Source organism: Chitinophagaceae bacterium, assembly GCA_016710165.1.
In the GTDB taxonomy this organism is placed as follows: domain Bacteria; phylum Bacteroidota; class Bacteroidia; order Chitinophagales; family Chitinophagaceae; genus Ferruginibacter.
In genome coordinates this window covers 132,933-153,697 of the sequence record JADJLJ010000004.1, presented here as the reverse complement: position 1 = coordinate 153,697, position 20,765 = coordinate 132,933, and the positions used below count along the sequence as shown (strand labels likewise).

Annotated in this window: 20 protein-coding genes; 7 read left to right on the top strand and 13 right to left on the bottom strand. The window is 46.6% G+C overall.

The window, feature by feature from the left end; genetic code table 11:
* Positions 1-93: 93 nt before the first annotated feature.
* The 12 genes from IPJ02_15355 to IPJ02_15300 all read right to left on the bottom strand — a co-directional run bounded on the left by IPJ02_15355 (position 94) and on the right by IPJ02_15300 (position 14,905).
* Positions 94-534: a cytochrome C oxidase subunit IV family protein gene (locus IPJ02_15355; GenBank protein MBK7376869.1), complete on the bottom strand. Its 441-nt coding sequence runs from the start codon at positions 532-534 to the stop codon at positions 94-96.
* 40 nt (positions 535-574) lie between these two features.
* The gene (locus tag IPJ02_15350; protein MBK7376868.1) at positions 575-1,453 is read right to left on the bottom strand and encodes a cytochrome c oxidase subunit 3; all 879 of its coding nucleotides are present in this window, start codon (positions 1,451-1,453) and stop codon (positions 575-577) included.
* A 92-nt stretch (positions 1,454-1,545) separates the two neighbouring features.
* Positions 1,546-2,112 carry a heme-copper oxidase subunit III gene (locus IPJ02_15345; protein MBK7376867.1) on the bottom strand — a complete coding sequence of 189 codons (567 nt, stop codon included), beginning with the start codon at positions 2,110-2,112 and terminating at the stop codon, positions 1,546-1,548.
* A gap of 45 nt (positions 2,113-2,157) precedes the next feature.
* Complete coding sequence (gene cyoE, locus IPJ02_15340) at positions 2,158-3,066, bottom strand: protoheme IX farnesyltransferase (protein ID MBK7376866.1); 909 nt, start codon at positions 3,064-3,066, stop codon at positions 2,158-2,160.
* An 87-nt stretch (positions 3,067-3,153) separates the two neighbouring features.
* Entirely contained in the window at positions 3,154-4,953 is a 1,800-nt protein-coding gene (locus IPJ02_15335) for a cbb3-type cytochrome c oxidase subunit I (protein ID MBK7376865.1), read from the bottom strand.
* A gap of 61 nt (positions 4,954-5,014) precedes the next feature.
* Positions 5,015-6,067: a cytochrome c oxidase subunit II gene (locus IPJ02_15330; protein ID MBK7376864.1), complete on the bottom strand. Its 1,053-nt coding sequence runs from the start codon at positions 6,065-6,067 to the stop codon at positions 5,015-5,017.
* 95 nt (positions 6,068-6,162) lie between these two features.
* Positions 6,163-7,416, bottom strand: a complete 1,254-nt coding sequence (locus IPJ02_15325) for a quinol:cytochrome C oxidoreductase (protein MBK7376863.1) — start codon at positions 7,414-7,416, stop codon at positions 6,163-6,165.
* 32 nt (positions 7,417-7,448) lie between these two features.
* Positions 7,449-8,087 carry a cytochrome c gene (locus IPJ02_15320; GenBank protein MBK7376862.1) on the bottom strand — a complete coding sequence of 213 codons (639 nt, stop codon included), beginning with the start codon at positions 8,085-8,087 and terminating at the stop codon, positions 7,449-7,451.
* 60 nt (positions 8,088-8,147) lie between these two features.
* The gene (locus IPJ02_15315; protein MBK7376861.1) at positions 8,148-8,738 is read right to left on the bottom strand and encodes a DUF3341 domain-containing protein; all 591 of its coding nucleotides are present in this window, start codon (positions 8,736-8,738) and stop codon (positions 8,148-8,150) included.
* Positions 8,739-8,772: 34 nt separating this feature from the next.
* On the bottom strand, positions 8,773-10,227 hold the full coding sequence (gene nrfD, locus IPJ02_15310) for a polysulfide reductase NrfD (GenBank protein ID MBK7376860.1): 1,455 nt from the start codon (positions 10,225-10,227) through the stop codon (positions 8,773-8,775).
* 106 nt (positions 10,228-10,333) lie between these two features.
* Entirely contained in the window at positions 10,334-13,540 is a 3,207-nt protein-coding gene (locus IPJ02_15305) for a TAT-variant-translocated molybdopterin oxidoreductase (protein ID MBK7376859.1), read from the bottom strand.
* An 84-nt stretch (positions 13,541-13,624) separates the two neighbouring features.
* A complete protein-coding gene (locus IPJ02_15300; GenBank protein MBK7376858.1) occupies positions 13,625-14,905 on the bottom strand; it encodes a c-type cytochrome in 1,281 nt (426 codons plus the stop codon).
* Between the two features lie 233 nt (positions 14,906-15,138).
* Here IPJ02_15300 and IPJ02_15295 point away from each other — a divergent pair, with 233 nt between their 5' ends.
* Together IPJ02_15295 and IPJ02_15290 are read left to right on the top strand one after the other, a co-directional pair.
* Entirely contained in the window at positions 15,139-16,005 is an 867-nt protein-coding gene (locus IPJ02_15295; protein ID MBK7376857.1) for a phosphoribosylglycinamide formyltransferase, read from the top strand.
* 91 nt (positions 16,006-16,096) lie between these two features.
* Positions 16,097-16,840: a hypothetical protein gene (locus IPJ02_15290; GenBank protein ID MBK7376856.1), complete on the top strand. Its 744-nt coding sequence runs from the start codon at positions 16,097-16,099 to the stop codon at positions 16,838-16,840.
* Between the two features lie 116 nt (positions 16,841-16,956).
* On the opposite strand, the gene IPJ02_15285 is transcribed toward IPJ02_15290, so the two are convergent.
* Positions 16,957-17,481, bottom strand: a complete 525-nt coding sequence (locus IPJ02_15285; protein MBK7376855.1) for a transposase — start codon at positions 17,479-17,481, stop codon at positions 16,957-16,959.
* A gap of 500 nt (positions 17,482-17,981) precedes the next feature.
* Here IPJ02_15285 and IPJ02_15280 point away from each other — a divergent pair, with 500 nt between their 5' ends.
* From IPJ02_15280 to IPJ02_15260, 5 genes are read left to right on the top strand one after another with little or no spacing between them, the layout of a single operon-like run.
* Positions 17,982-18,698 (top strand): beta-lactamase family protein, encoded by a 717-nt coding sequence (locus tag IPJ02_15280; GenBank protein MBK7376854.1) that lies wholly within the window; start codon positions 17,982-17,984, stop codon positions 18,696-18,698.
* The gene (locus tag IPJ02_15275; GenBank protein MBK7376853.1) at positions 18,677-19,504 is read left to right on the top strand and encodes a DUF3471 domain-containing protein; all 828 of its coding nucleotides are present in this window, start codon (positions 18,677-18,679) and stop codon (positions 19,502-19,504) included. The genes IPJ02_15280 and IPJ02_15275 overlap by 22 nt, the downstream gene beginning before the upstream one ends.
* Before the next feature lie 16 nt (positions 19,505-19,520).
* Complete coding sequence (locus tag IPJ02_15270; protein ID MBK7376852.1) at positions 19,521-19,979, top strand: DUF1211 domain-containing protein; 459 nt, start codon at positions 19,521-19,523, stop codon at positions 19,977-19,979.
* Entirely contained in the window at positions 19,948-20,187 is a 240-nt protein-coding gene (locus tag IPJ02_15265) for a hypothetical protein (protein ID MBK7376851.1), read from the top strand. Before IPJ02_15270 ends, IPJ02_15265 begins: the two co-directional genes overlap by 32 nt.
* A 5-nt stretch (positions 20,188-20,192) precedes the next feature.
* The gene (locus IPJ02_15260) at positions 20,193-20,741 is read left to right on the top strand and encodes a hypothetical protein (GenBank protein MBK7376850.1); all 549 of its coding nucleotides are present in this window, start codon (positions 20,193-20,195) and stop codon (positions 20,739-20,741) included.
* Positions 20,742-20,765 lie beyond the last annotated feature (24 nt).

Sequence of the window (20,765 nt, the reverse complement as noted above, 5' to 3'; positions counted from 1 at the left end):
CAAATTTACGGCAATGAAATCCAATTATCGTATAAAACAAAAAACCATCCGCCGGTTGGCGGATGGTCATATATCATTTCCTACACCGGAGATCTATTTCTTTGCGTCCTTATCAACAGCGGGCTGGTGATGTTGTTCTGTTTGTGCAGGACGGCTGCCCGCATTGGTATTACGCAGGTTCTTCCAGCTGTCACCGTCCCAGAGGAAGGCGCCTATGAACCAGAGGAATAAACAAAGCGGAACCACAATGGTCATGATCATATTCCGGATCTCATCGCCCAGGTGCATGAACACCGATACAATATAAAATGCCTTGGCAAGCGACAGGATACAGATAACGCCCTTTACAAAAAGGATCACCGCATGACTTGTTGCCGGGTCTCCGTACCAGTGTTTTGCCAGTCCAAAGCCAAGTACCAGTTCAATAACAGTAACCGCAGACAGGAGCCAGAACACTTTCCAGATACGCCCGGTACCTTCTGCCGGCGCATGTGCAAAGGTTATTTCTGAAGAAGATGCAGCATGTTCACTCATAAGAATTATTTTTCTTTATCAAAATTTTAATCCGTTCAACTTAAATAAGGTAGAAACAAAGGAATACGAATACCCAGACCAGGTCCACAAAGTGCCAGTATAAACCGGCTTTCTCGATCATTTCATAGTGGCCTCTTTCGTCAAAATGGCCCAGTCTTGTTTTAGCCCACATCACCACATTGATGACCACACCGCTGAATACGTGGAAGCCGTGGAAGCCGGTGATGCCGAAGAAATATCCTCCAAAGGCAATGGGCCCTGTATGGGTAACATGAAGTTCAGGCGAAGCCTGTATGGCAGTTATAAGTTCCCCGGCTGATTTGGCTGTTAAATCATGTGCAGCGCCTCCATGCTGCAGGGTAGAAGCAATTTCAACCAGCTTGTCATGCGGGGTGCTTTGCAGCGCTGCGGCTACCGCATCCGCGGCCACATGTGTTCCCCATGGATTCATCTTAACCGTAGTGGGCACTACCGACAATGAACCATCGCCCAGCATGGCAATATGTTCGCCGGTCAGCAGGTGCGTCCATTCCCATGCCTGGCAACCCAGGAACGCAAGTCCGCCGAGAATGGTCAGTATCATGTATTTCTCAACTCCCTTCCTGTTCATTTTATGTCCTTCGTGCACAGCCAGTACCATGGTAACTGAGCTGAAGATCAAAATGAAGGTCATTAAACTAACAAATGCCAGTGGCAGGTTCTGGTGCCCGAAACCCGGAAATGCATTGAACACCTGGTTCGGATCGGCCCAGCTGTTAACACTGAAACGGATGGTACCGTAGCTGATAAGGAATGCTCCAAAGGTGAACGCATCACTCATCAAAAAGTACCACATCATCACTTTACCATAGCTGGCGTTGAAAGGGCTCCGGCCCCCGTTCCACCATTTGGTATTTGTTGGCATCGCTGTTGTTGACATAATAAAAAATCTAAGTTTTAAGTTTTAGGTTTTAAGTCTTAAGTTTTAAGTTTAATGAGTTAACTTATAACTTACTACTTATAACTTTTTGCTTATCGTATCATCATTAAAAAGATCAATAAATATATCCAGAGCACATCTACAAAATGCCAGTAGATGCTTACCAGTTCAACCGGCACGCTGTTGTAGATCCTTATCCTGCTGCTGAATGCCCTGGCAAACAGGAACAGCATAGCGATCACTCCACCCAGCACATGCATTCCATGGAGACCAACGATCACATACAAAAAAGAGTACGATACATTTGACTGCAGCGTAATTCCCCTTGCCCATAACTGCTGAAAACCCAGCCCCTGTGAAACCATGAAAAGAACTCCCAGAGCCACGGTAATGGCCAGTAACTGCCTGTACTTCTTCATCTCCCGCTGCTTAAACGCTTTCTCCGCCAGGTAAATGGTCACACTGCTCAGTAAAATAGCAACCGTACTGTACCAGAATATCTGCGGCAGTTCAAATGTCTGCCAGTTGGCCTGGTTTCGTTTTACTATATAAGCACTTGTTAACCCTGCAAACATCATCACCAGGCTTCCAATGCCCACCCACAGGGTAAACTTATGCGGATGAATTTTTTTTCGTTGTTCCATTACCACGCTACTCATATCTCTTTGTCCCTTACGGGTATTTATTAATTTAACTTTCCGGCTTTAATGAACCGTCCTGTCTGCAAACAATGCCAGCAAAACGATCATTAAATAAAAATAAGAACTGAACATTACCCTTCGGGCGCTTTTTGCATCCATGCGGATGAATAATATTATGCTCACAAAAACCATCCACCCGTTGCAGCCCAGCAAAACAAACAGGCTTGATAACCCGCTGATGCCGGTATAATACGGCAGGAGCCCCATCGGTATCATCAATGCACTGTAAATGATACTTTGCATGGCGGTGAACCGGGTTGGTCCTTTGTCTGCCGGCAACAGTTTGAACCCTGCTGTTGTATAATCTTTATGCGCCAGCCAGGCTATTGCCCAAAAATGCGGGAACTGCCAAAGGAACTGGATGCCAAATAACACCCAACCGCCTGTCCATGCAATGGTTCCGTTTCCAAAAGCAGCAAGCCATCCGATCAAACAGGGCAGGGCCCCCGGGACAGCGCCAACAAGCACAGAAACAGAATTGACCTTCTTCAGGGGTGTGTAAATAAAGCCGTACAAGAACAGGCTGAATAAACTCACCAGGGCGCTTTCCACGTTGAAATACCACCACATCATGAATACCCCGGCGCCTCCTGTGAGGAAGGCAAAGATCCCGGCCTCCTGCATACCCATTCTGCCACTGGCAACCGGTCTTTTGGCCGTACGCTTCATCAATGCATCGGATGTCTTTTCCAGCAACTGGTTAATGGCATTTGCCGAACCGGTCACCAGCATTCCTGCAACAAAAAGTAAAAGAACTGATGTTATTTTATCCCGTACATAGAACTGTTCGTTGGGTGCAATTAAAAAGGCAACCACCGTACTGAACACTACCATGAAGCTCAACGTGAACTTGATAAGCTGAAAGTAATCTTTCACTTTACTCACCAGCTTAAACGAGGTTGAGTTGCTCATGGCGGTATGCTCCGGTTCTATGCTTTTCAAAAATCTTTATTTTATTACGCGTCAATTCAGCTTCACCGCTTCCGTATTCACTCCCGGTCAGTGGCGTGATTCATTCTCGCCCACCGGTGTATTCTGCGGAATGAATTCTTTTCCGTCCTTACCATAATCATACGCACCACGATGCACTTCCGGGATCTCGCCAACCCAGTTACCATGGCCAGGCTTGATCGGTGTTGTCCATTCCAGTGTATTGGAACCCCATGGATTTGAAGTGGTAACCTTTCTTCCTTTGAAAATGCTGTAGAAGAAATTGAATACAAACAACAACTGCGCAGCAAATACGACCATGGCAACAAAACTTATGAATTCATTCAGTCCGCCAAACATTTTAAATGATTCCCAGTTGGAATAATCATAATAGCGGCGTGGCATACCGGCAAGCCCTTCGTAGTGCATGGGCCAGAAGATCAGGTAAGCTCCCACAATGGTAACCCAGAAATGTATGTATGCCATCGTATTGTTCAGGTAACGGCCAAACATTTTAGGGAACCAGTGGTATACCCCTGCGAACATACCGAAGAAAGATGCCACACCCATTACGATATGGAAGTGAGCAACTACAAAATACGTATCGTGCAGGTGAAGGTCAAGCGCAGAGTTTCCCAGGTAGATACCCGTTAACCCGCCGCTGATGAATAAGCTTACAAATCCAATGGCAAACAGCATACCCGGTGTAAAGCGGATACTTCCCCTCCATAAAGTGGTAAGCCAGTTAAATACTTTGATAGCGGATGGTACCGCAATAAGTAAAGTAAGCAGTACGAAGACAGATCCGAGGAAAGGATTGAGCCCCGTTACAAACATATGGTGTGCCCATACCAGGAATGCAAGTATGGCAATGGCAAACAATGAACCCACCATGGCCATGTAACCAAATATCGGCTTACGGCTGTTCACACTGATGATCTCCGAACTCATACCCATGGCCGGCAATAAGATGATGTATACTTCGGGATGCCCGAGGAACCAGAAAAGATGCTGGAATAAGATGGCGCTTCCGCCTTCGTTCGGTAAGATCTTACCTGCAATAACAATATCACTTAAATAAAAACTTGTTCCCAGGTTCCGGTCGAACAATAACAGGATAGCGCCAGATAAAAGCACCGGGAAAGAAAGAACACCGAGTACAGCAGTAAAGAACAGGGCCCATATTGTAAGAGGCAAACGGGTCATGCTCATTCCTTTTGTACGCATGTTCAAGATGGTAGTAATATAATTAAGGCCCCCTAATAAAGACGAAACAATGAACATGGCCATACTGACCAGCCAAAGGTCCATCCCTATTTTACTTCCGCTTGATGCATCACCAAGTGCACTCAAGGGAGGATAAATTGTCCAGCCACCGCTGGCAGGTCCTGTTTGAACAAACAAAGAGCAGAACATGATGATGGAAGCAAGAAAGAAGAACCAGTAGCTCAGCATATTTAAGAAAGGCGAAGCCATATCTCTTGCACCGATCTGCAACGGTATAAGAAAGTTTGCGAAGGTTCCGCTCAGGCCGGCCGTTAATACAAAGAATACCAGGATGGTTCCATGCATGGTAACCAGTGCATAATAAAATTCAGGTTTAAGTTTACCCCCTGCAGCCCAATGGCCAAAAATATCTTCCAGCCAGGGGAAGGTAGATTCCGGATAGCCCAATTGCAAACGGAATACAACAGAGAACATACCACCGATGATGGCCCATATTATACCCGTTATCAAAAACTGCCTGGCGATCATTTTATGATCCTGGCTGAAAACGTATTTGGTTATAAACGTTTCGTGGTGGTGATGTTCATGATGTGCATCGTGTGCTCCGTGAACATCTGAATGCTGTAATGTAGCTACGCTCATTTTCTTGCTTTTTTTTCTTCCCGATACCTGCCTGCCGGCAGGGCTATCGGGACCCGGTTAATTATTTATTTACAGGCAATGCCTGTGCTGTTTGTTTTGCTGCGGCACTGTCCGGCACAGCAGGCTGTGAGGCCTTTTTCTCAAAAAGACTCACGTATTCAGGTGTTTGTTCGGCCAGCCATTTTTTGTATTCTTCCATTGTTTCCACAATGATCACTCCCCGCATGGCAAAGTGGTTGGCCCCGCACAACTGGTCGCAGGCTATTTCATACGTAAAATCGGGATTGCCCGTTTTCTGCTTCATCTCAGCGGTAGTATATTTTGGTGTAAACCATTGGGTGGTGGGAATGCCCGGCACCGCATCCATTTTCATACGGAAATGAGGGAGGCCCACATCATGGATCACGTCCTGTGAATTGATCACCATTTTTACCGGTACGCCTACCGGGATATGCATGGTGGTATTCACATGAATATCGTCCTTGCTTGCCGGGTCATTAAAGTCAACGCCCAGGTTATTTTTTGATGTGGTGAGCTTGTAATCCTTTTTACCTAACATTTTATCAGCTCCCGGGTACCGGAATTCCCAGGCAAACTGGTGACCTGTAACTTCCACAACAATAGCATTTTTTGGTGCATCAGCAGTGACCTTGAACCAATACTTTAAACCAAATACAACCAGCACGGTAAGAAAGATGGCTGGAACAGTCGTCCATATTAATTCCAGTTTGGTATTATGCGGATAATAGAACGCTTTGCGGTTATCAGACTCCTGGTATTTATACGAAAACCAGAACAATAAAACCTGTGTAAGGACAAAAACAACCCCGGTTACGGCCGTTGTAATCATAAACATCTGGTCCTGGCTTTCTCCTTCTACCGATGCAGAACCCTGTGGAAAAAGTGTTTTACCGTAAAACAATTCATTGCAGTACCAGACCCCGATCAAACCAAACACCAGCAGCCCCATCAGTAAAAAGGCATTGATGCGGTTATTCTGTTTACGGGTCTTTTCCTCACCCTTTAACACACTCACATACTCACTGGCTTTCGCAATCTGGAAGATGACCACGAAGATCAACGTGCCTAAAACTACCATTAAAAACTCCTTCATATTCAAAGTTATTTTCTGTAAATATTATTCTGGTCTCTTGTTTAAAAACTTGGTTCCCCATTCAACTGCCTTCTGTTACAAAAGCAACGGAATGTTTAGGTATGATGGATCATGCTTTCTTTCAGGAAAGGATGATTCTTTACCAGCAGGGAATGCCTGGTCAGGTAATTTCCCACTCCCCACATGATCAGCCCGATGAAGAAACAGGCAACCCCGAATTCAAACGGCATCAGTTGAAAATGTTCATGCAGTGTTCCCGGCATCACCATCTGGTAAAGGTCTATCCAGTGACCGAAGATGATGAGCACCGCCATGATGGTGACCATGGTCCAGTTCCTTTTGGTTCCCCTCCTCATCAATATCAGCAACGGGCAAAGGAAGTTCACGATCAGGTTGAAGAAGAAGAGGCCTTTATACGGGCCTGCTTTTTCTGCCGTTCCTATCCGCTCAATAAAATACTTGGTCTCTTCCGGCTGGTTACTGTACCAGATCAGCATGTACTGCGAGAACCACAGGTATGTCCAGAAAACAGAGAACGCAAACATGAATTTACCCAGGTCATGAAGATGCTCTTCGGTAACATAAGGCAACTGGTTGCGGTTCTTTAAATAGATCACGAACAAAGCGATCAGCGACATACCGGATACAAATGTGCTGGCGAATGTGTACCAGCTGTACATGGTACTGTACCAGTGTGCATCAATACTCATCAGCCAGAGCCATGGTATGGTGGAGGCTACGGTAAGGGTAAACACCACGCAGTATAAAGAAGCCCAAACGGTATTGTTCCATATCCATTTCTTCCCGGTCTCATAATCCATGGGCCCTTTCTTATCGCTTTCCAGGCTCAGGCTTCTCATCTTCCTGCCCAGGAACCACCAAAGGAAAATGGTAAGGAAAGACCAGATGGCATAGAACTTGGCATTCAGGAATCCGCTCTTCCCATTTAAAATATGGTCTTTTGCAACGGCCTCTGTATCCAGCCAGTGATAGATGTCTGTACGGCCGCCAAATACGATGGCCATTAAAATAACAAAAGTAATGACCCCTAAAATGGGCACTACGCTTGAGATGGCTTCTGAGACCCTCCGGAAAGCAACCACCCAGCCGGCCATGGCCATGGTGGTAACACAAATAAAGAACATGGCTGCGTTCACCACCAGCAAAAAGAATACGCTGTTCTGTAAAAGCACGGCCCAGAAACGGGTGCTGTTCACATTTTCGCCATGCCCTGCATGTGCTAACGGGTGAAACATGATAAATCCATACAACAATGCGATTACACCGGCGCCAATAAGGCCATACGTCCACTTTTTATAACTGCCCGGTAGTTGAAATTGATGATCCATCTGATCTTTATTTTAAGTGAATTCGTTATTTATTATTTTTTTACTGCAGCACTGTCTGTTTTTGGTGCTGCATCAACTGCCGGGGCAGCTGTTTTTGGTTCCAGTGTGCGTATGTACTGCACGATCCTCCAGCGTTGTTCCCTGCTCAGCTGCGAAGCATAACTTCCCATGTTGTTCTGCCCGTAGGTCATTATAAAGAATATCCGTCCGTCGCTGTAGGTAGGTGACAAGGCAATGATGCTTTTCACACCACCCACTTTTGGTGCAAGGGGGCCATTGGCTTCTCCTTTTGCTCCATGGCAAACGGCACAATTGATATTGAACAGCCTGCCCGCTTCTTCCAGTTCCTTACCGGTCAGGGGAGCCAGTGGATTTTTTACCTGGGCGCTCAGGTTTATCAGTCCGTTACTGTCGTTTGGTATATTGAAAGGGAACTGCTCTCCCCTGCCAATGGTACCGGCCGGCGCCATATTGTTATAGAATATCTTATGCCCTGCATCATTCGGGTCTGTGGTAAATATGGCAGAGTCCCTTTCTGCATAGCTTTCGTATGCACGGCTGTACGCCATGTCGGGGATGTATATTTTACCTGGCTGCCGTTTGCTGTCGCAACTGGTGAACACAACCGCTGTTGTAAGGACCAGTGTTGCTATGATGGCTGTTTTTTTCATTCTGATAAACTTCTTTATTATTAAGCAGGAAATAGTATTCCTTTTCCCTTCTTTGTTCTGTTAATACCCTTTTTCTTCTTTATACAACTTTTGTGTTTTATCATAGGTCCCGATCCACCAGCCGGTCTCCACTTCCTGAACATTCACTTCCTGAGCCCCTGCGTTCTTTAAAAAAGACTGTACTTCGGCATCATTGGTCTTACCGGTACATTCAATGGCCATCACAAACAGGTCGTCGGTGGCCCTTGGATGAAAATGATGTTTCTTAACAAAGGGTGCCAGGTTGCACAGGTAACAAAAAGTAAGTACCATGCCTACGGCCGAGAACAGCACCGTTAATTCAAACGTGATGGGTATCCAGGCCGGCAATGCGAAGTGCGGCTTACCGCCGATATTCAGCGGCCAGTCTTTGGTAAACACCCAAGTCATGAATGTAAGCGCCGTTGTGGTACCGGTGATGGCATAGATGAATCCTGCCGTGTGCAGGCTTGTTTCACGGATGCCCATGGCATGATCGAGGCCATGCACGGGAAAAGGGGTGTACACATCGTGTATCTTGTATCCTGCCTTGCGAACATTCTTCACCGCAGGAAACAATACCTTTTCATCATCAAAAGTTCCTACAACAAATTTTTTAATTCCTCCAGCCATATATTAACTTTTAAACGTCTTAAACCTTTAATTTTTAGTGATGTGCGTGTGACACTTCTTCAATATAAAACTTCTCTGCATCCGCCTTCTCTATATCGGTCATTTTTGCTTTATAATTCTCTCCGCTGGTCTTTAATATCGCTTTGATCTCCGCCACCGCAATTACCGGGAAGTATTTTGCAAACAGGAAGAAGCAGGTGAAGAACAAACCGAATGTTCCGAGGTAGAAACCTATTTCCCAGATACTGGGGCTGTAATAGGTACTCCAGGAGGAAGGAAGGAAATCGCGGTACACCGATGTAACAATGATCACGAAACGTTCGAACCACATACCGATGTTCACGATGATGCTCATGAAGAAGGTAACGGTGATATTCCTTCTCAGTTTACGGCTCCAGAACAACTGTGGTGACACCACGTTACAGAACATCATCAGCCAGTAGCTCCAGCCATACGGGCTGTATAAGTTGGCACGGTTCTCTTTGAATGCATACCATTCGTATGGGTTTTGCCCGTACCAGGCAATGAATAACTCGGTTAAATAGGCACAACCCACGATACTTCCCGTAAGTACAATGATCTTGTTCATGGCCTCAATATGGCCCAGGGTGATATAATCCTGCAGGTTCAGTACTTTACGCACCACGATCATCAGCGTCTGCACCATGGCAAACCCGCTGAAGATGGCACCCGCTACAAAGTAGGGAGGGAAGATGGTGGTATGCCAGCCCGGAACGATCGAGGTGGCAAAGTCAAATGATACAATCGTATGCACCGACAATACCAGCGGCGTACTTAAGCCCGCCAATACCAGTGATAATGATTCATGACGCTGCCAGTGTTTGGTACTCCCGGTCCAGCCGAAAGACGCAACACCATAGAACATTTTGCGGAACTTGGTTTTAGCACGGTCACGTACGGTTGCCAGGTCGGGCAGCAAACCAGAGTACCAGAACAATAATGAAACGGTGAAATAAGTTGAGATCGCAAATACGTCCCACAACAGCGGGGAATTGAAGTTAACCCAGAGCGGGCCACGTGTATTCGGATAAGGCAATACGAAGAAAGCCATCCATACCCGGCCCATGTGCCAGATCGGGAACTGGCCGGCGCACATTACCGCAAAGATCGTCATTGCTTCCGCGGCCCTGTTCACCCCTGTTCTCCAGCCCTGGCGGAATAATAAAAGGATGGCAGAGATCAGCGTTCCGGCGTGACCAATACCCACCCACCATACGAAGTTGGTGATGTCCCAGCCCCAGCCGATGGTCTTGTTTACATTCCACTGGCCGATACCATAGGTAACCTCCCGGTACACACTATACACCCCGAATAAAAGTAAACCCACACTGATATAAAATCCTATATACCAGAGAAGGCTTGGTTTCATCTCAATGGGGCGAATGATATCTTCCGTTACCTGGTGGTAATCTTTATTACCATCTACCAGCGGCTCCCTTTGTTGCGATTCGTATTTCAGTAATGACATATTGCTTAAAGTCAAAAGTCAAAGATCAAAAAGATGAACGGGTCCTGCTTTTTAATCTTTACTTTTTATTTTTTACTTGGTTTGATATCCACAGATTTTTATGCCCTTATGGATGTGCATTCACTTCTTTTTTCACTTCGCCTTCTTTCTTTTCTGCATGGCCTTCTTCCACACCAATATGCCTGTCGGTATTCCGAACTTTTGCCAGGTAACTCACATTGGGCAAAACGTGTAACTGCTCCAGCACATAGAATGAGCGGTGTTTCTGCTCCACGTTCCTGATCTTGTATACATCGCTTTGTTTATCATTCACATTACCAAAGCTGATGGCATGTGTAGGACAAGCCTGCATACAGGCTGTTTTAACATTACGCACCAGGGTTGGGTCCTGTTGTTTCTTGGCTTCCAGTTTGGTTTCCTGCAAACGCTGAACGCAGAAAGAACATTTTTCGATCACACCACGTGAACGAACGGTAACATCCGGGTTCAGCACCATTCTGGTCAGGTCATCGTTCATCTGCAGTACTGATTCATCCATATATGTACCCACCATTGGGTTCTGGTTGTCGGGGAAACTGTCGGCCCCGGTATAATCCAGCCAGTTGAAGCGGCGCACTTTATATGGGCAGTTGTTGGCACAATACCTTGTACCGATACAACGGTTATAGGTCATCTGATTCAGGCCTTCGCTGCTGTGATTGGTTGCTGCTACCGGGCAAACATTTTCGCAGGGTGCATTATCGCAGTGCTGGCAAAGCATGGGCTGGAATATCACATCCGGGTTTTCCAGGTCACCGGTAAAATACCGGTCAATACGCAGCCAGTGCATTTCGTGTGCCCGCTGAACCTGCATCTTGCCAACCACGCTCACATTATTTTCGGCTGTACAGGCTACCACGCAGGCGCTGCAACCGGTACAGGTATTCAGGTCTATGCTCATGCCCCATTTAATGCCCGGCTTTTCAAAATCGGGATAAATGGTGGCGTCTTTTACAAAATCGGTTCCGCCGGCATACATCAGGATCTTTCTTTCTGCATTTACTTCTTCAAGTACTGCTTCAGGATCAGCAATGTAGCTGGTAAGATTGGTTTCAAAAATGACCGGGCGGCTTTCGGTAAAACCATGCACCTGCGTTTGCGCAAGCGGATAGGTCCTTCCTGTTTTTTCAACCAGGCACATGGATGAATATTGAAAGGTGCCGTTGAAATTCACCATGGAATACACATTCTTTCCGGCGCCAGCTGCTGACCGGCCGATATGGTTCGCTGTCTCCTCCTTATTTGCACTTTCCCTTCCGTAACCCACTGCAATGGCAATGGTATCTTTATTCAACCCCGGAAGAACGATCACCGGCAATTCAACCACGGCGCCGTTTTCAGCGGTAACTTTCACCACGGGTTTTTCCGGGTGCACTTCGTAGTTGCTCTGGTTTCCGCCTTCCTGGTTCATCACATCAAGTCCCAATAATGATTTGGCCATTGCCGGGCTCATCATCACATAGTTGTCCCAGGTTACTTTACTTACCGGGTCGGGCAGTTCCTGCAACCAGGGGTTATTGGCCTGGGTGCCATTGCCTATTGATACTTTCTGGTAAAGCACCACTTCTGTTTTACCGGTCTTGATGGCACCAATACCTGCTACGGCATCACTTAATCTTCCGGCATTGAAAGCCGCAGTTCCCACAGGCATGGTTGCCGGTTCTACCACACCATCCTGCAAGGCCTTATTATACAGATCCGGGCCGCCCAGTTTGGCATTCCAGTATGTTTTGAAATAGGTTTCGTAGTCATTGATCATGCTGCCTGCAGCCGAACTCCACCTGATCAGCGAAGTCTGGAATGCTCTTGTCTTGAACAACGGATTGATAACAGGCTGTATCATGCTGTAGTAACCTGTTTTCGGCTCAGCATCGCCCCAGCTTTCCAGCCAGTGGTGTGAAGGGATGATGTATTTGCACAGTTCTGTTGTTTCGTCCATGGTTCCGTTGAAGGAAACACTTACCAGCTTGCTTAATCCGTCTTTGAATTTTTTGCTGTTGGGATAAGAATAAGCCGGGTTAACACCATGAACCAGCAGGGCGCCGATCGTGCCTGCGTTCATGTCGCTCACCAGTTGCGCCATATCTCCATCAATGCCATTCTTATAGTTAGTGGTAACGGCCCAGTTAATGGTCTTTCCGTTGGCGCCGATCTGTTCATTGATGGCATTCACGATCATTTGTATGTTGGCATCATTGCTGCCGCAAACCACCAGCGCCTCGCCTTTATGTGCATTCAGCGCTGCCGCTGCCTTTTCAATTCCCTTTGCCAGTTTTTTATCCGTGATATTTTGCGGAGCCAGGCTCAATCCGAGTTGTGAAAGCAGGGCCAGGGCAACAGCGCCTGTTTCAGAAGGCTTGTGTGTAAAGCGGTCGTCTGCATTGCTGCCGGTCATGCTCATCATGCTTTCAAAATGAAAATGCCTGCTGAGGGTTGGCTTTTCACCACTTATTTTCCTGTTCTGTGCATATTGATTGCTGAATTCCACCGGGTTGAGCCAGGTGCCCAGGAAATCGGCGCCCAGGCTAACGATCACTTTCGCATTTTCAAAATGATAAGAAGGAATGGCTTTCTTGCCATAGCAGATCTCGTTGGCCAGCAACATGCCGCTGTAACTCACTTCATCGTACTGTACATGACGGCTGCCCGGGTATTTTGCTAAAAATTCTTTTATTATTTCTAAGGTAGAAGGTGAATTTACCGTGGAGGTAAGTAATACAACCGGCTTGCCGTTGATCCCCGCCAGTTCTGCCCCAACCATCTTGTCAAAAGCATCAAAACCGGGAACTTCCTTGAACCCTTTCCCGTTCTTTTGCATGGGGTAACGCAGCCGGGTATTGTCATACAGGTCAAGCACAGATGCCTGGGCCTGGGCGTTGGTTCCGCCTTTTGTTATGCTGGAAAGTTCGTTTCCTTCGATCTTGATGGGACGGCCGTCTCTTTGTTTAACCACAACCGAAATGGTATCGCCGCCATTTACATAAGTAGAAGCATAATAGTTGGCAACGCCGGGAATGATATTGTCTGGCTTTTGTAAATAAGGCACCGCTTTGCGCACTGGCATTTCGCAACTGGCAGCCACGGCAGCGGCGGCTGTGCTGAAGCCTAAATATTTAAGGAAATCCCTCCGGGGAGCTTTGGCATCTAAAATACCTTTCTCATCAAGGTCGGCCAATGGCGGCAGTTCCTCTCTAAATTCATTTTTGGTTGATTCCTGAAAACTTGCTGTTTGATTCAGTTCTCCAAAACTTTGCCAGTATTTTTTCTTACTCATATTTTATTCAGTTGACAGTTAGTAGTTGACGGTTGGCGGTCAACAACCTGTTCTATATACAATTTCGAATAATCTGTTCCTGGATTAATAGTGACATTTCTGGCACTCTGTTCCACCGATATTTTCCACGGTCACGCTGTCCATCTTATGGCTTTTCAGGTCTTTGTGGAATTTCTCGTAAATGCTGTAAAACTTATTGCCGGAAGCATTCTCCTTATCGTAGAAGTCAACCTTGGTTTCCCGGTGGCAATTGATACACCAGCCCATGCTCAGGTTCGTGAACTGGTAAACTTCCGGCATTTCCTGGATGTTACCATGGCAGGTCTGGCATTGCTGTTTGCCCACTTTTATGTGCTGGCTGTGATTGAAATAAACATGGTCGGGCAGGTTATGAACCTTCACCCATTCGATCGTTTTTGACCCATCGGGCATGCCGTCGCCGTTTTTATCGGGATTGTAGGTCTTTGTGGCCGGGTTCCAACCGGCGTATGCATACAGTTTCTGAATTTCAGCAGTACCGTCAACCGCGGTTCCATTCTCCCTTACCAATACATCCGGGCCTTCATACTTACTGATCGATTTATGGCAGTTCATACAAACATTCACGGATGGAATGCTGGCCTGCTTGCTGTCCTGCGCCCCGCCGTGACAGTATAAGCAACTGATCTGGTTGGTGCCGGCGTGTACTTTATGTGAATAGAAGATGGGTTGTTCCGGCTGGTAATTATGCTGGCGGCCCAGGCCGATGGCACCATTGATCGTATAGTATCCACCCACCAAAAACAGCAGCAGGATGCCCGACATCAGGTAGGTCTTGTTCTTATAGAAAGGAACAGGTTCGGTACGCAGTACCCCTTCTTTTTCATCAGAAAGCTTGCGCAGGTTGCTGTTTACCTGTAATAATATAAAGGCAATGAGGGCCAGTACGAGGGTGAGTATCCCGAAAAGCAGCGAATCGTCGGTAGCGGGTGCGCTGGCTGGCCCCGTAGTTGGCGCTGTTGGTGGGGCCCAGTCGTCCACGTATTTCATGATCGCATCCACATCCTCTTTCTTAAGTTGGTTGCCAAATGCCGTCATTTGTGCTTTTCCCCACTTATTCCAAAGATCCTTTGCATAAGCATCTGTTTCTCTTAAAGAAGTTGAATTCTCTATCCACTTATAAATCCAGTCACCGGCAGGAACCCTGTCCTTCCATCCCTTAAGAGCCGGACCGGTAAAGTCTTTGTCGGGCTTATGGCAGGCAGCGCAATTCGCTTTGAAAAGCGCTTCGCCATCGGCAGCGTAGGAATTGATATTAATAGAAAGGAAAACAGTTAAAAAAAGAGCGGGCAGTACCCTGTTAAAGATTTTTCTATAGCGACTCATACAGTTATTCGGGGCTAATGTGGAAAAATATCCTGGTTCGGCTGCAAAAATAAGGCAGGATACTGACAATATATCAACAATGTTAAAATTTTTTTTCCCTTATCCAGCGTGGTTTTCAGCCGGTTGTGCCTACGACTGAAGCGTAATTGTCATGTGTTTGTAAAGCCTTTTTAAATGCTTATTTTTTTCGTTTTTCGGTGCCGATTCACAAATTTTTGATACACTTTTGCGCCATGTTTCAGAAATTGAAAACACGTTGGGGGGTCAATGGCCTCAACCTGGCGCTAATAATAAGCACTTTTGCACTGGGTGGAAGCCTCTGCGGATGGGCGGGGCGCAAACTGCTTTTGCTGACCGGCCTGGAAAAAGGCATCACCTGGTTCATACTGTATATCCTGCTCATAACCCTGCTCTGGCCCCTTTGTGTTTTACTGATAAGTATCCCGTTCGGGCAGTTTGCTTTCTTTAAGAAATACATCTTTAAAATATGGAACAAGATCAGCGGTAAAAAGACAGGCAGCACCATCCACATTGCCATTTTTGCCAGCGGCGCCGGAAGCAATGCCCGGCAGATCATAGATCATTTCTCCGGCTCCTCCACTGTAAAAATTGCGTTGATCGTTTGCAATAAACCCACGGCAGGCGTTCTAACGATCGCTTCCAAAAACAATATTCCCACATTGCTCATAGAAAAGGAACGGTTTTTCAACGGCGATCATTATTTACCCGTACTGCAAAAGCACCACATCGGTTTCATTGTGCTGGCCGGGTTTTTATGGAAGCTCCCTGCTTCCTTAATAGCGGCTTATCCAAAGAAGATCATCAACATTCACCCGGCCCTGCTTCCCAAATACGGCGGCAAGGGAATGTACGGCGCCCATGTGCATGAAGCCGTTATTGCTTCCGGGGAAAAAGAAAGTGGCATCAGCATTCATTACGTGGATGAACTGTACGACCACGGTGAGATAATCTTCCAGGCCACCTGCAGCGTGGAGGAGAATGATACGCCCGGATCGCTTGCGCAGAAGATCCATGAACTCGAACATGCTCACTATCCCGGGGTGATCGGGTCATTGATGCAAAAGCAAAATCGCAGTTAAAACTGTCCCCCGTAAATTTGCTTTAAACAGGTATTTTTACTTTTACCAATCAACCTGAATCCTTTTGCGGTCATTACTAAAAATAACCCTGTTGGTATTTTTTGCCGGCGTTGCTCAATTCTCCAACGCACAACTGACCGTAAGCGGAACGGTGTTTGATTCCTCCAAACGAAATTACGTGGAGCAGGTGCGGGTGGAGAGTACGGGGGGAAGATACAGCAGCACCGATTCGATGGGACGTTACCGGATCACCGTCTCAGAAAAAGATTCCCTCACGTTCATCTACCATGAAAAGCCCACCCAGAAATTTGCTGTAAAGGATATTGCCGACCTTTCCCAGTTCGACATCTCCCTGCGGGTTCACGTGAAAAGCCGGTACAACACATTAAAGGAGGTAGTGGTCATCGCCAAATCATACCGGCAGGATTCGATGGAGAACCGGCAGGCCTATGCCGAATATTATGATTTTCATAAGCCGACCATCAAGACCAGCATATCGCCCGATGGCGCTGTGGGCGCCGATGTGAACGAGATCATCAACATGTTCCGCTTCCGGAGGAACAAACGGCTTAAAGCTTTCCGGGCAAGACTGGAGCAGCAGGAGCAGGAAAAATTTGTTGACTACCGTTTCAATAAGACCTTTGTAAAAAGGATAACCCGGCTGGAGGCGGATCAACTGGACAGTTTCATGCTGAGATACAGGCCCACGTATGAATTTGCCAGCATGGCCGATGAAGTAACATTCAATAAGTACATTTTAAACGCCTCGTATAAATTCAAACTTGAACTGTTAAAGCTGGATGCCCCGAAAATCCCGGGGCAGGCAGGAAATTAAAAAAAGAGAAGTACTTTTCCTGTTCAAAACGCTGATATGAAAAGACTCCTTTTGGTTTCCTTCCTGTTTCTAATGCCCCGGCGTGGTCTTTGACCAGCCGGAACCGCTAAGCCACTCTAATTACCTGAATAATGGGTCAACATCCCAAAATTATCTTTGGCACTATAATAAAATCCGGCGGAGGAGTAATAATAAGATTCAGGGTTCATGCATAAGCCTGCTCTTACCGGGTTGTAATGTAAATAGTCTAGTTTCTGGTCAAATGCAGCAGTTGTTCTGAGTTCAATACTCAGTGGCCTGCGTTTCCATATCTGATAGGCACGATCTTCTTTATATACCCGGAATGAATCAAGCATTTTATGATCGCTCGTTTCCATTGATCGCTTCAACTGTTTTGCCGTATATTTTATAAAAGACGACTGTATCTCCGGCAGATTACATCCAAACATGGGTTGCCAGATCAGGTGTACGTGATTACCCATGATCACGAATGCATACAAAATGATTCTTTTTTCAGCAACCATGAATTTCAGGCTGTCTACGATAATCTCTTTGTGTTCCTTATCTGAAAGCAGCATTTTACGCATGTAAATGCTGGCAGTATAAAACTGGGGCCATTCCACCGGGTAAGATGATTCCATTCCGAAAAATATACGGACTGTGGTAACTGTCAGCGGTGTTTTTCACAGAAAGAAATGTGAAAAATATTTATTGGTTTACCGCTATGTCCTAAACGGGTACCTGGCCAAGAGACACAATCGACAGTATTTTCTTTGGTGGCTGGTCATAGACCACGCCACGGCGTTCACGGGTTTAGGAGTTGGCATACGGATAGCATGGGAACACCCACCAAAGCGAAAAATCTTTTGCCTTCAGGTAGCCCCGGCGTGGTCTTTGACCAGCTGGAACCAGTAAGCCTCTCTGATTACCTGAATAATGCATCAACATCACAATATTATCCCTGGCCCATAATAAAATCCGGCGCAAAAAGACGCAAGTTGACAGTTCTTTCTTTGGTGGCTGGTCATAGACCACGCCACGGCGTTCAAAACTTGAACTGTTAAAGCTGGATGCCCCGAAAATCCCGGGGCAGGCAGGAAATTAAAAAAAGAGAAGTACTTTTCCTGTTCAAAACGCTGATATGAAAAGACTCCTTTTGGTTTCCTTCCTGTTTCTTTCCCTGCATGTTCTTGGTCAAAACGACAGCATCCCTTCTTTTGTAAAAGACAGCCTGGATGGTTATGTGAACAATGCCCTTACAGGCTGGCAGATCCCCGGCGCAGCAGTATGCATTGTAAAGAACGGGAAAGTGGTGTTGATGAAAGGCTACGGTGTGAAGGAACTGAACGGAACAGACAAGGTGGATGAGAACACGTTGTTCATGATCGGCAGCAACACCAAAGCTTTTACAGCAACCGCCCTGGCCATGCTGGATGCAGAAAAGAAAATATCGCTTGATGATAAAGTGACCAAATGGATCCCGCAATTCAAACTGGACAATAAAGCAGCAGGTGAACAGGCCATTGTAAGAGACCTGCTTTGTCACCGCATCGGCTTTCAAACCTTCCAGGGAGATTTTACTTACTGGACCAGCAACCTCTCCCGGGCAGCCGTGATAGAAAAGATGAGCCATATCAAAGCGCCTTATCCTTTCCGTACAAAATGGGGCTATACCAATGCCGCCTTTGTTGCAGCCGGCGAAGTGATACCCCGTGCATCGGGATTGCAGTGGGAAGAATACCTGAAAGAAAAAATATTCACGCCGCTTGGCATGACAAGCTCCCTGGCATTAAGCAAAGATTTTCCGGGCGCCCCAACAAATGCAGCGCACACACCATGGCCGAAGGAAAGCTCGTAAAGATCCCCTTCTGCAGCATTGATAACCTGGCGGCTGCCGGCAGCATTGGTTCATCCGTGAGCGATATGAGCCATTGGGTGATGGCGCAATTGAATGGCGGAAAATATGATGGCAAGCAGGTAATAACACCCGCTGCCATTGCACAAACCTGGTTCCCGCATTCTATCCTGGGCAATGGCGGCAAACAATTCAATACCGGTCACTTCAGCCTGTACGGCCTGGGATGGATGCTGGAAGAATACTGCGGTAAGAAAGTGGTATCACACACCGGCGGCGTAAATGGTTTTGTTACCAGCGTTACCCTGCTGCCGGAAGAAAAACTGGGCATCCTGGTCTTTACCAATACCGATCAGAACAGTTTCTACGAAGCGCTGAAATGGGAGATCGCCGATGCTTACTTAGGCAAGCCCTACCGAAACTACAGTAAATTCTATCTTGGTTTTCACAACCAGCAAAAAAAGGAAGATGAAAAGAAGGATAAAAAGATGCAGGACTCCGTTGCCCTGCAACTAAAGCCATCCCTGGCGGTAAAAGACTATTGCGGCAATTATACCAATGAAGTGTATGGCAATATGAGCGTGGTTCAGGAAGGCGCTGAGCTGAAAATGAAATTCAGTCACCACCCAAACATGTATGCAAAACTGGAATCATTGGGCGGCAACCGGTTCTATGCCACGTTCAGTGACCCTGAATTCAGCAAAGCCATTTTCCCCTTTGCCGTGGAGAACGGGAAAGTGATGGCGGTGACCGTTAAGGTGGCCGACTTCATTGAATACAATCCCTACGAGTTCAAAAAAGTAAACTGACCATAACTGCTGTTTTATGAACCCCCTCCACAACGAACTCAAAAAAGAATTCCAGCTGGAACGGATGATCCTTTTCAGTGATGCGGTATTTGCCATTGCCATTACACTGCTGGTGATCGAACTTAAGGTGCCGGAGATCGAAAGGGCCGAACTCACGGAAGGGAAACTGCTGAAAGCGCTGGCACATATGATCCCCCAATTCGTCGGCTTCATCATCAGTTTCATGTTCATCGGTATTTACTGGACCGTTCACCACCGTTTGTTTGGCTATGTAGTGAATTATACCCCGAAATTATTATGGCTGAACCTGCTTTTCCTGTTTGCAGTTGCCCTGATGCCTTTCAGCACCGCTTTTTTACAGCGAATACATCATGAAGCATGTTTTTACCCCGGTGATCTTTTATACGGCCAATATCATCCTGCTGGGCTTGTTCAACCTGTTCATGTGGCGGTACATCGGCAACCCGGAAAATAAATTATCGGAAGGGCTAAGCCATGCCGATGCAAAATATTATTCGTTCAGGGCCGTGGTCGTTCCTGCCCTGTTCACCATATTTGCATTTGTTTATCTCATCAACCCCTATATTTCTTCTTTCCTGCCGCTGTTCGTTCCGCTCACGATGCGGCTGATAAAAAAACAACACGAAAAAAAACAAAGGGCCCGGGCCCCCGGTAAAAATTAAAAAATATGGAACCTGATCAACTGACCCTTGGCATTGGCACCCGGCTGCAGCACACGCAGTTTGGTCCCGGTGTGGTCGTGGCGGTACGCTACGCCACCTATCTTATCTCCTTTATCAATCATGGGGTAAAAGAAATTGATAAAACAGACAATGCGCTGGACGAGATCATCGCAGAAAATGTATCCGCCGAAGTGGAAACCGTTTCTGAAGTGGAGAAATCCTTACTGAAGATCCTGCGGCAATGGAGCGACGTAACCGAAATTGTACCCATCGGCGATAAATGGATCGGCGGTACGATGGTGCTGCAAACAGCCGATAAGACACTGAAGCCGAAAGAGATCCCCATCGACGACTTCTTTCATAAAATAGTCATGCTGCGTGACCGGCTCCGGGTGCTGGAACAGAATATCAACAGCAATAAAAAACTAAGCGACGAAGAAAAAGTGAGCATCCAGCAATACATCACCCGTTGCTATGGTTCGCTCACCACGTTCAATGTGCTGTTCAAAAACAAGGAGCAATGGTTTGTGGGAGAGAAAGGAAAAACAGATTAGGCTTTTATTGAAAATCACACAAAG

Bases quoted from the DNA above. Each gene is read 5' to 3' on its own strand.
- IPJ02_15355 (MBK7376869.1), bottom strand. From the start codon at position 534: ATGAGTGAACATGCTGCATCTTCTTCAGAAATAACCTTTGCACATGCG.
- IPJ02_15350 (MBK7376868.1), bottom strand. From the start codon at position 1,453: ATGTCAACAACAGCGATGCCAACAAATACCAAATGGTGGAACGGGGGC.
- IPJ02_15345 (MBK7376867.1), bottom strand. From the start codon at position 2,112: ATGAGTAGCGTGGTAATGGAACAACGAAAAAAAATTCATCCGCATAAG.
- cyoE (MBK7376866.1), bottom strand. From the start codon at position 3,066: ATGAGCAACTCAACCTCGTTTAAGCTGGTGAGTAAAGTGAAAGATTAC.
- IPJ02_15335 (MBK7376865.1), bottom strand. From the start codon at position 4,953: ATGAGCGTAGCTACATTACAGCATTCAGATGTTCACGGAGCACACGAT.
- IPJ02_15330 (MBK7376864.1), bottom strand. From the start codon at position 6,067: ATGAAGGAGTTTTTAATGGTAGTTTTAGGCACGTTGATCTTCGTGGTC.
- IPJ02_15325 (MBK7376863.1), bottom strand. From the start codon at position 7,416: ATGGATCATCAATTTCAACTACCGGGCAGTTATAAAAAGTGGACGTAT.
- IPJ02_15320 (MBK7376862.1), bottom strand. From the start codon at position 8,087: ATGAAAAAAACAGCCATCATAGCAACACTGGTCCTTACAACAGCGGTT.
- IPJ02_15315 (MBK7376861.1), bottom strand. From the start codon at position 8,738: ATGGCTGGAGGAATTAAAAAATTTGTTGTAGGAACTTTTGATGATGAA.
- nrfD (MBK7376860.1), bottom strand. From the start codon at position 10,227: ATGTCATTACTGAAATACGAATCGCAACAAAGGGAGCCGCTGGTAGAT.
- IPJ02_15305 (MBK7376859.1), bottom strand. From the start codon at position 13,540: ATGAGTAAGAAAAAATACTGGCAAAGTTTTGGAGAACTGAATCAAACA.
- IPJ02_15300 (MBK7376858.1), bottom strand. From the start codon at position 14,905: ATGAGTCGCTATAGAAAAATCTTTAACAGGGTACTGCCCGCTCTTTTT.
- IPJ02_15295 (MBK7376857.1), top strand. From the start codon at position 15,139: ATGTTTCAGAAATTGAAAACACGTTGGGGGGTCAATGGCCTCAACCTG.
- IPJ02_15285 (MBK7376855.1), bottom strand. From the start codon at position 17,481: ATGGAATCATCTTACCCGGTGGAATGGCCCCAGTTTTATACTGCCAGC.
- IPJ02_15280 (MBK7376854.1), top strand. From the start codon at position 17,982: ATGAAAAGACTCCTTTTGGTTTCCTTCCTGTTTCTTTCCCTGCATGTT.
- IPJ02_15275 (MBK7376853.1), top strand. From the start codon at position 18,677: ATGGCCGAAGGAAAGCTCGTAAAGATCCCCTTCTGCAGCATTGATAAC.
- IPJ02_15270 (MBK7376852.1), top strand. From the start codon at position 19,521: ATGAACCCCCTCCACAACGAACTCAAAAAAGAATTCCAGCTGGAACGG.
- IPJ02_15265 (MBK7376851.1), top strand. From the start codon at position 19,948: ATGTGGCGGTACATCGGCAACCCGGAAAATAAATTATCGGAAGGGCTA.
- IPJ02_15260 (MBK7376850.1), top strand. From the start codon at position 20,193: ATGGAACCTGATCAACTGACCCTTGGCATTGGCACCCGGCTGCAGCAC.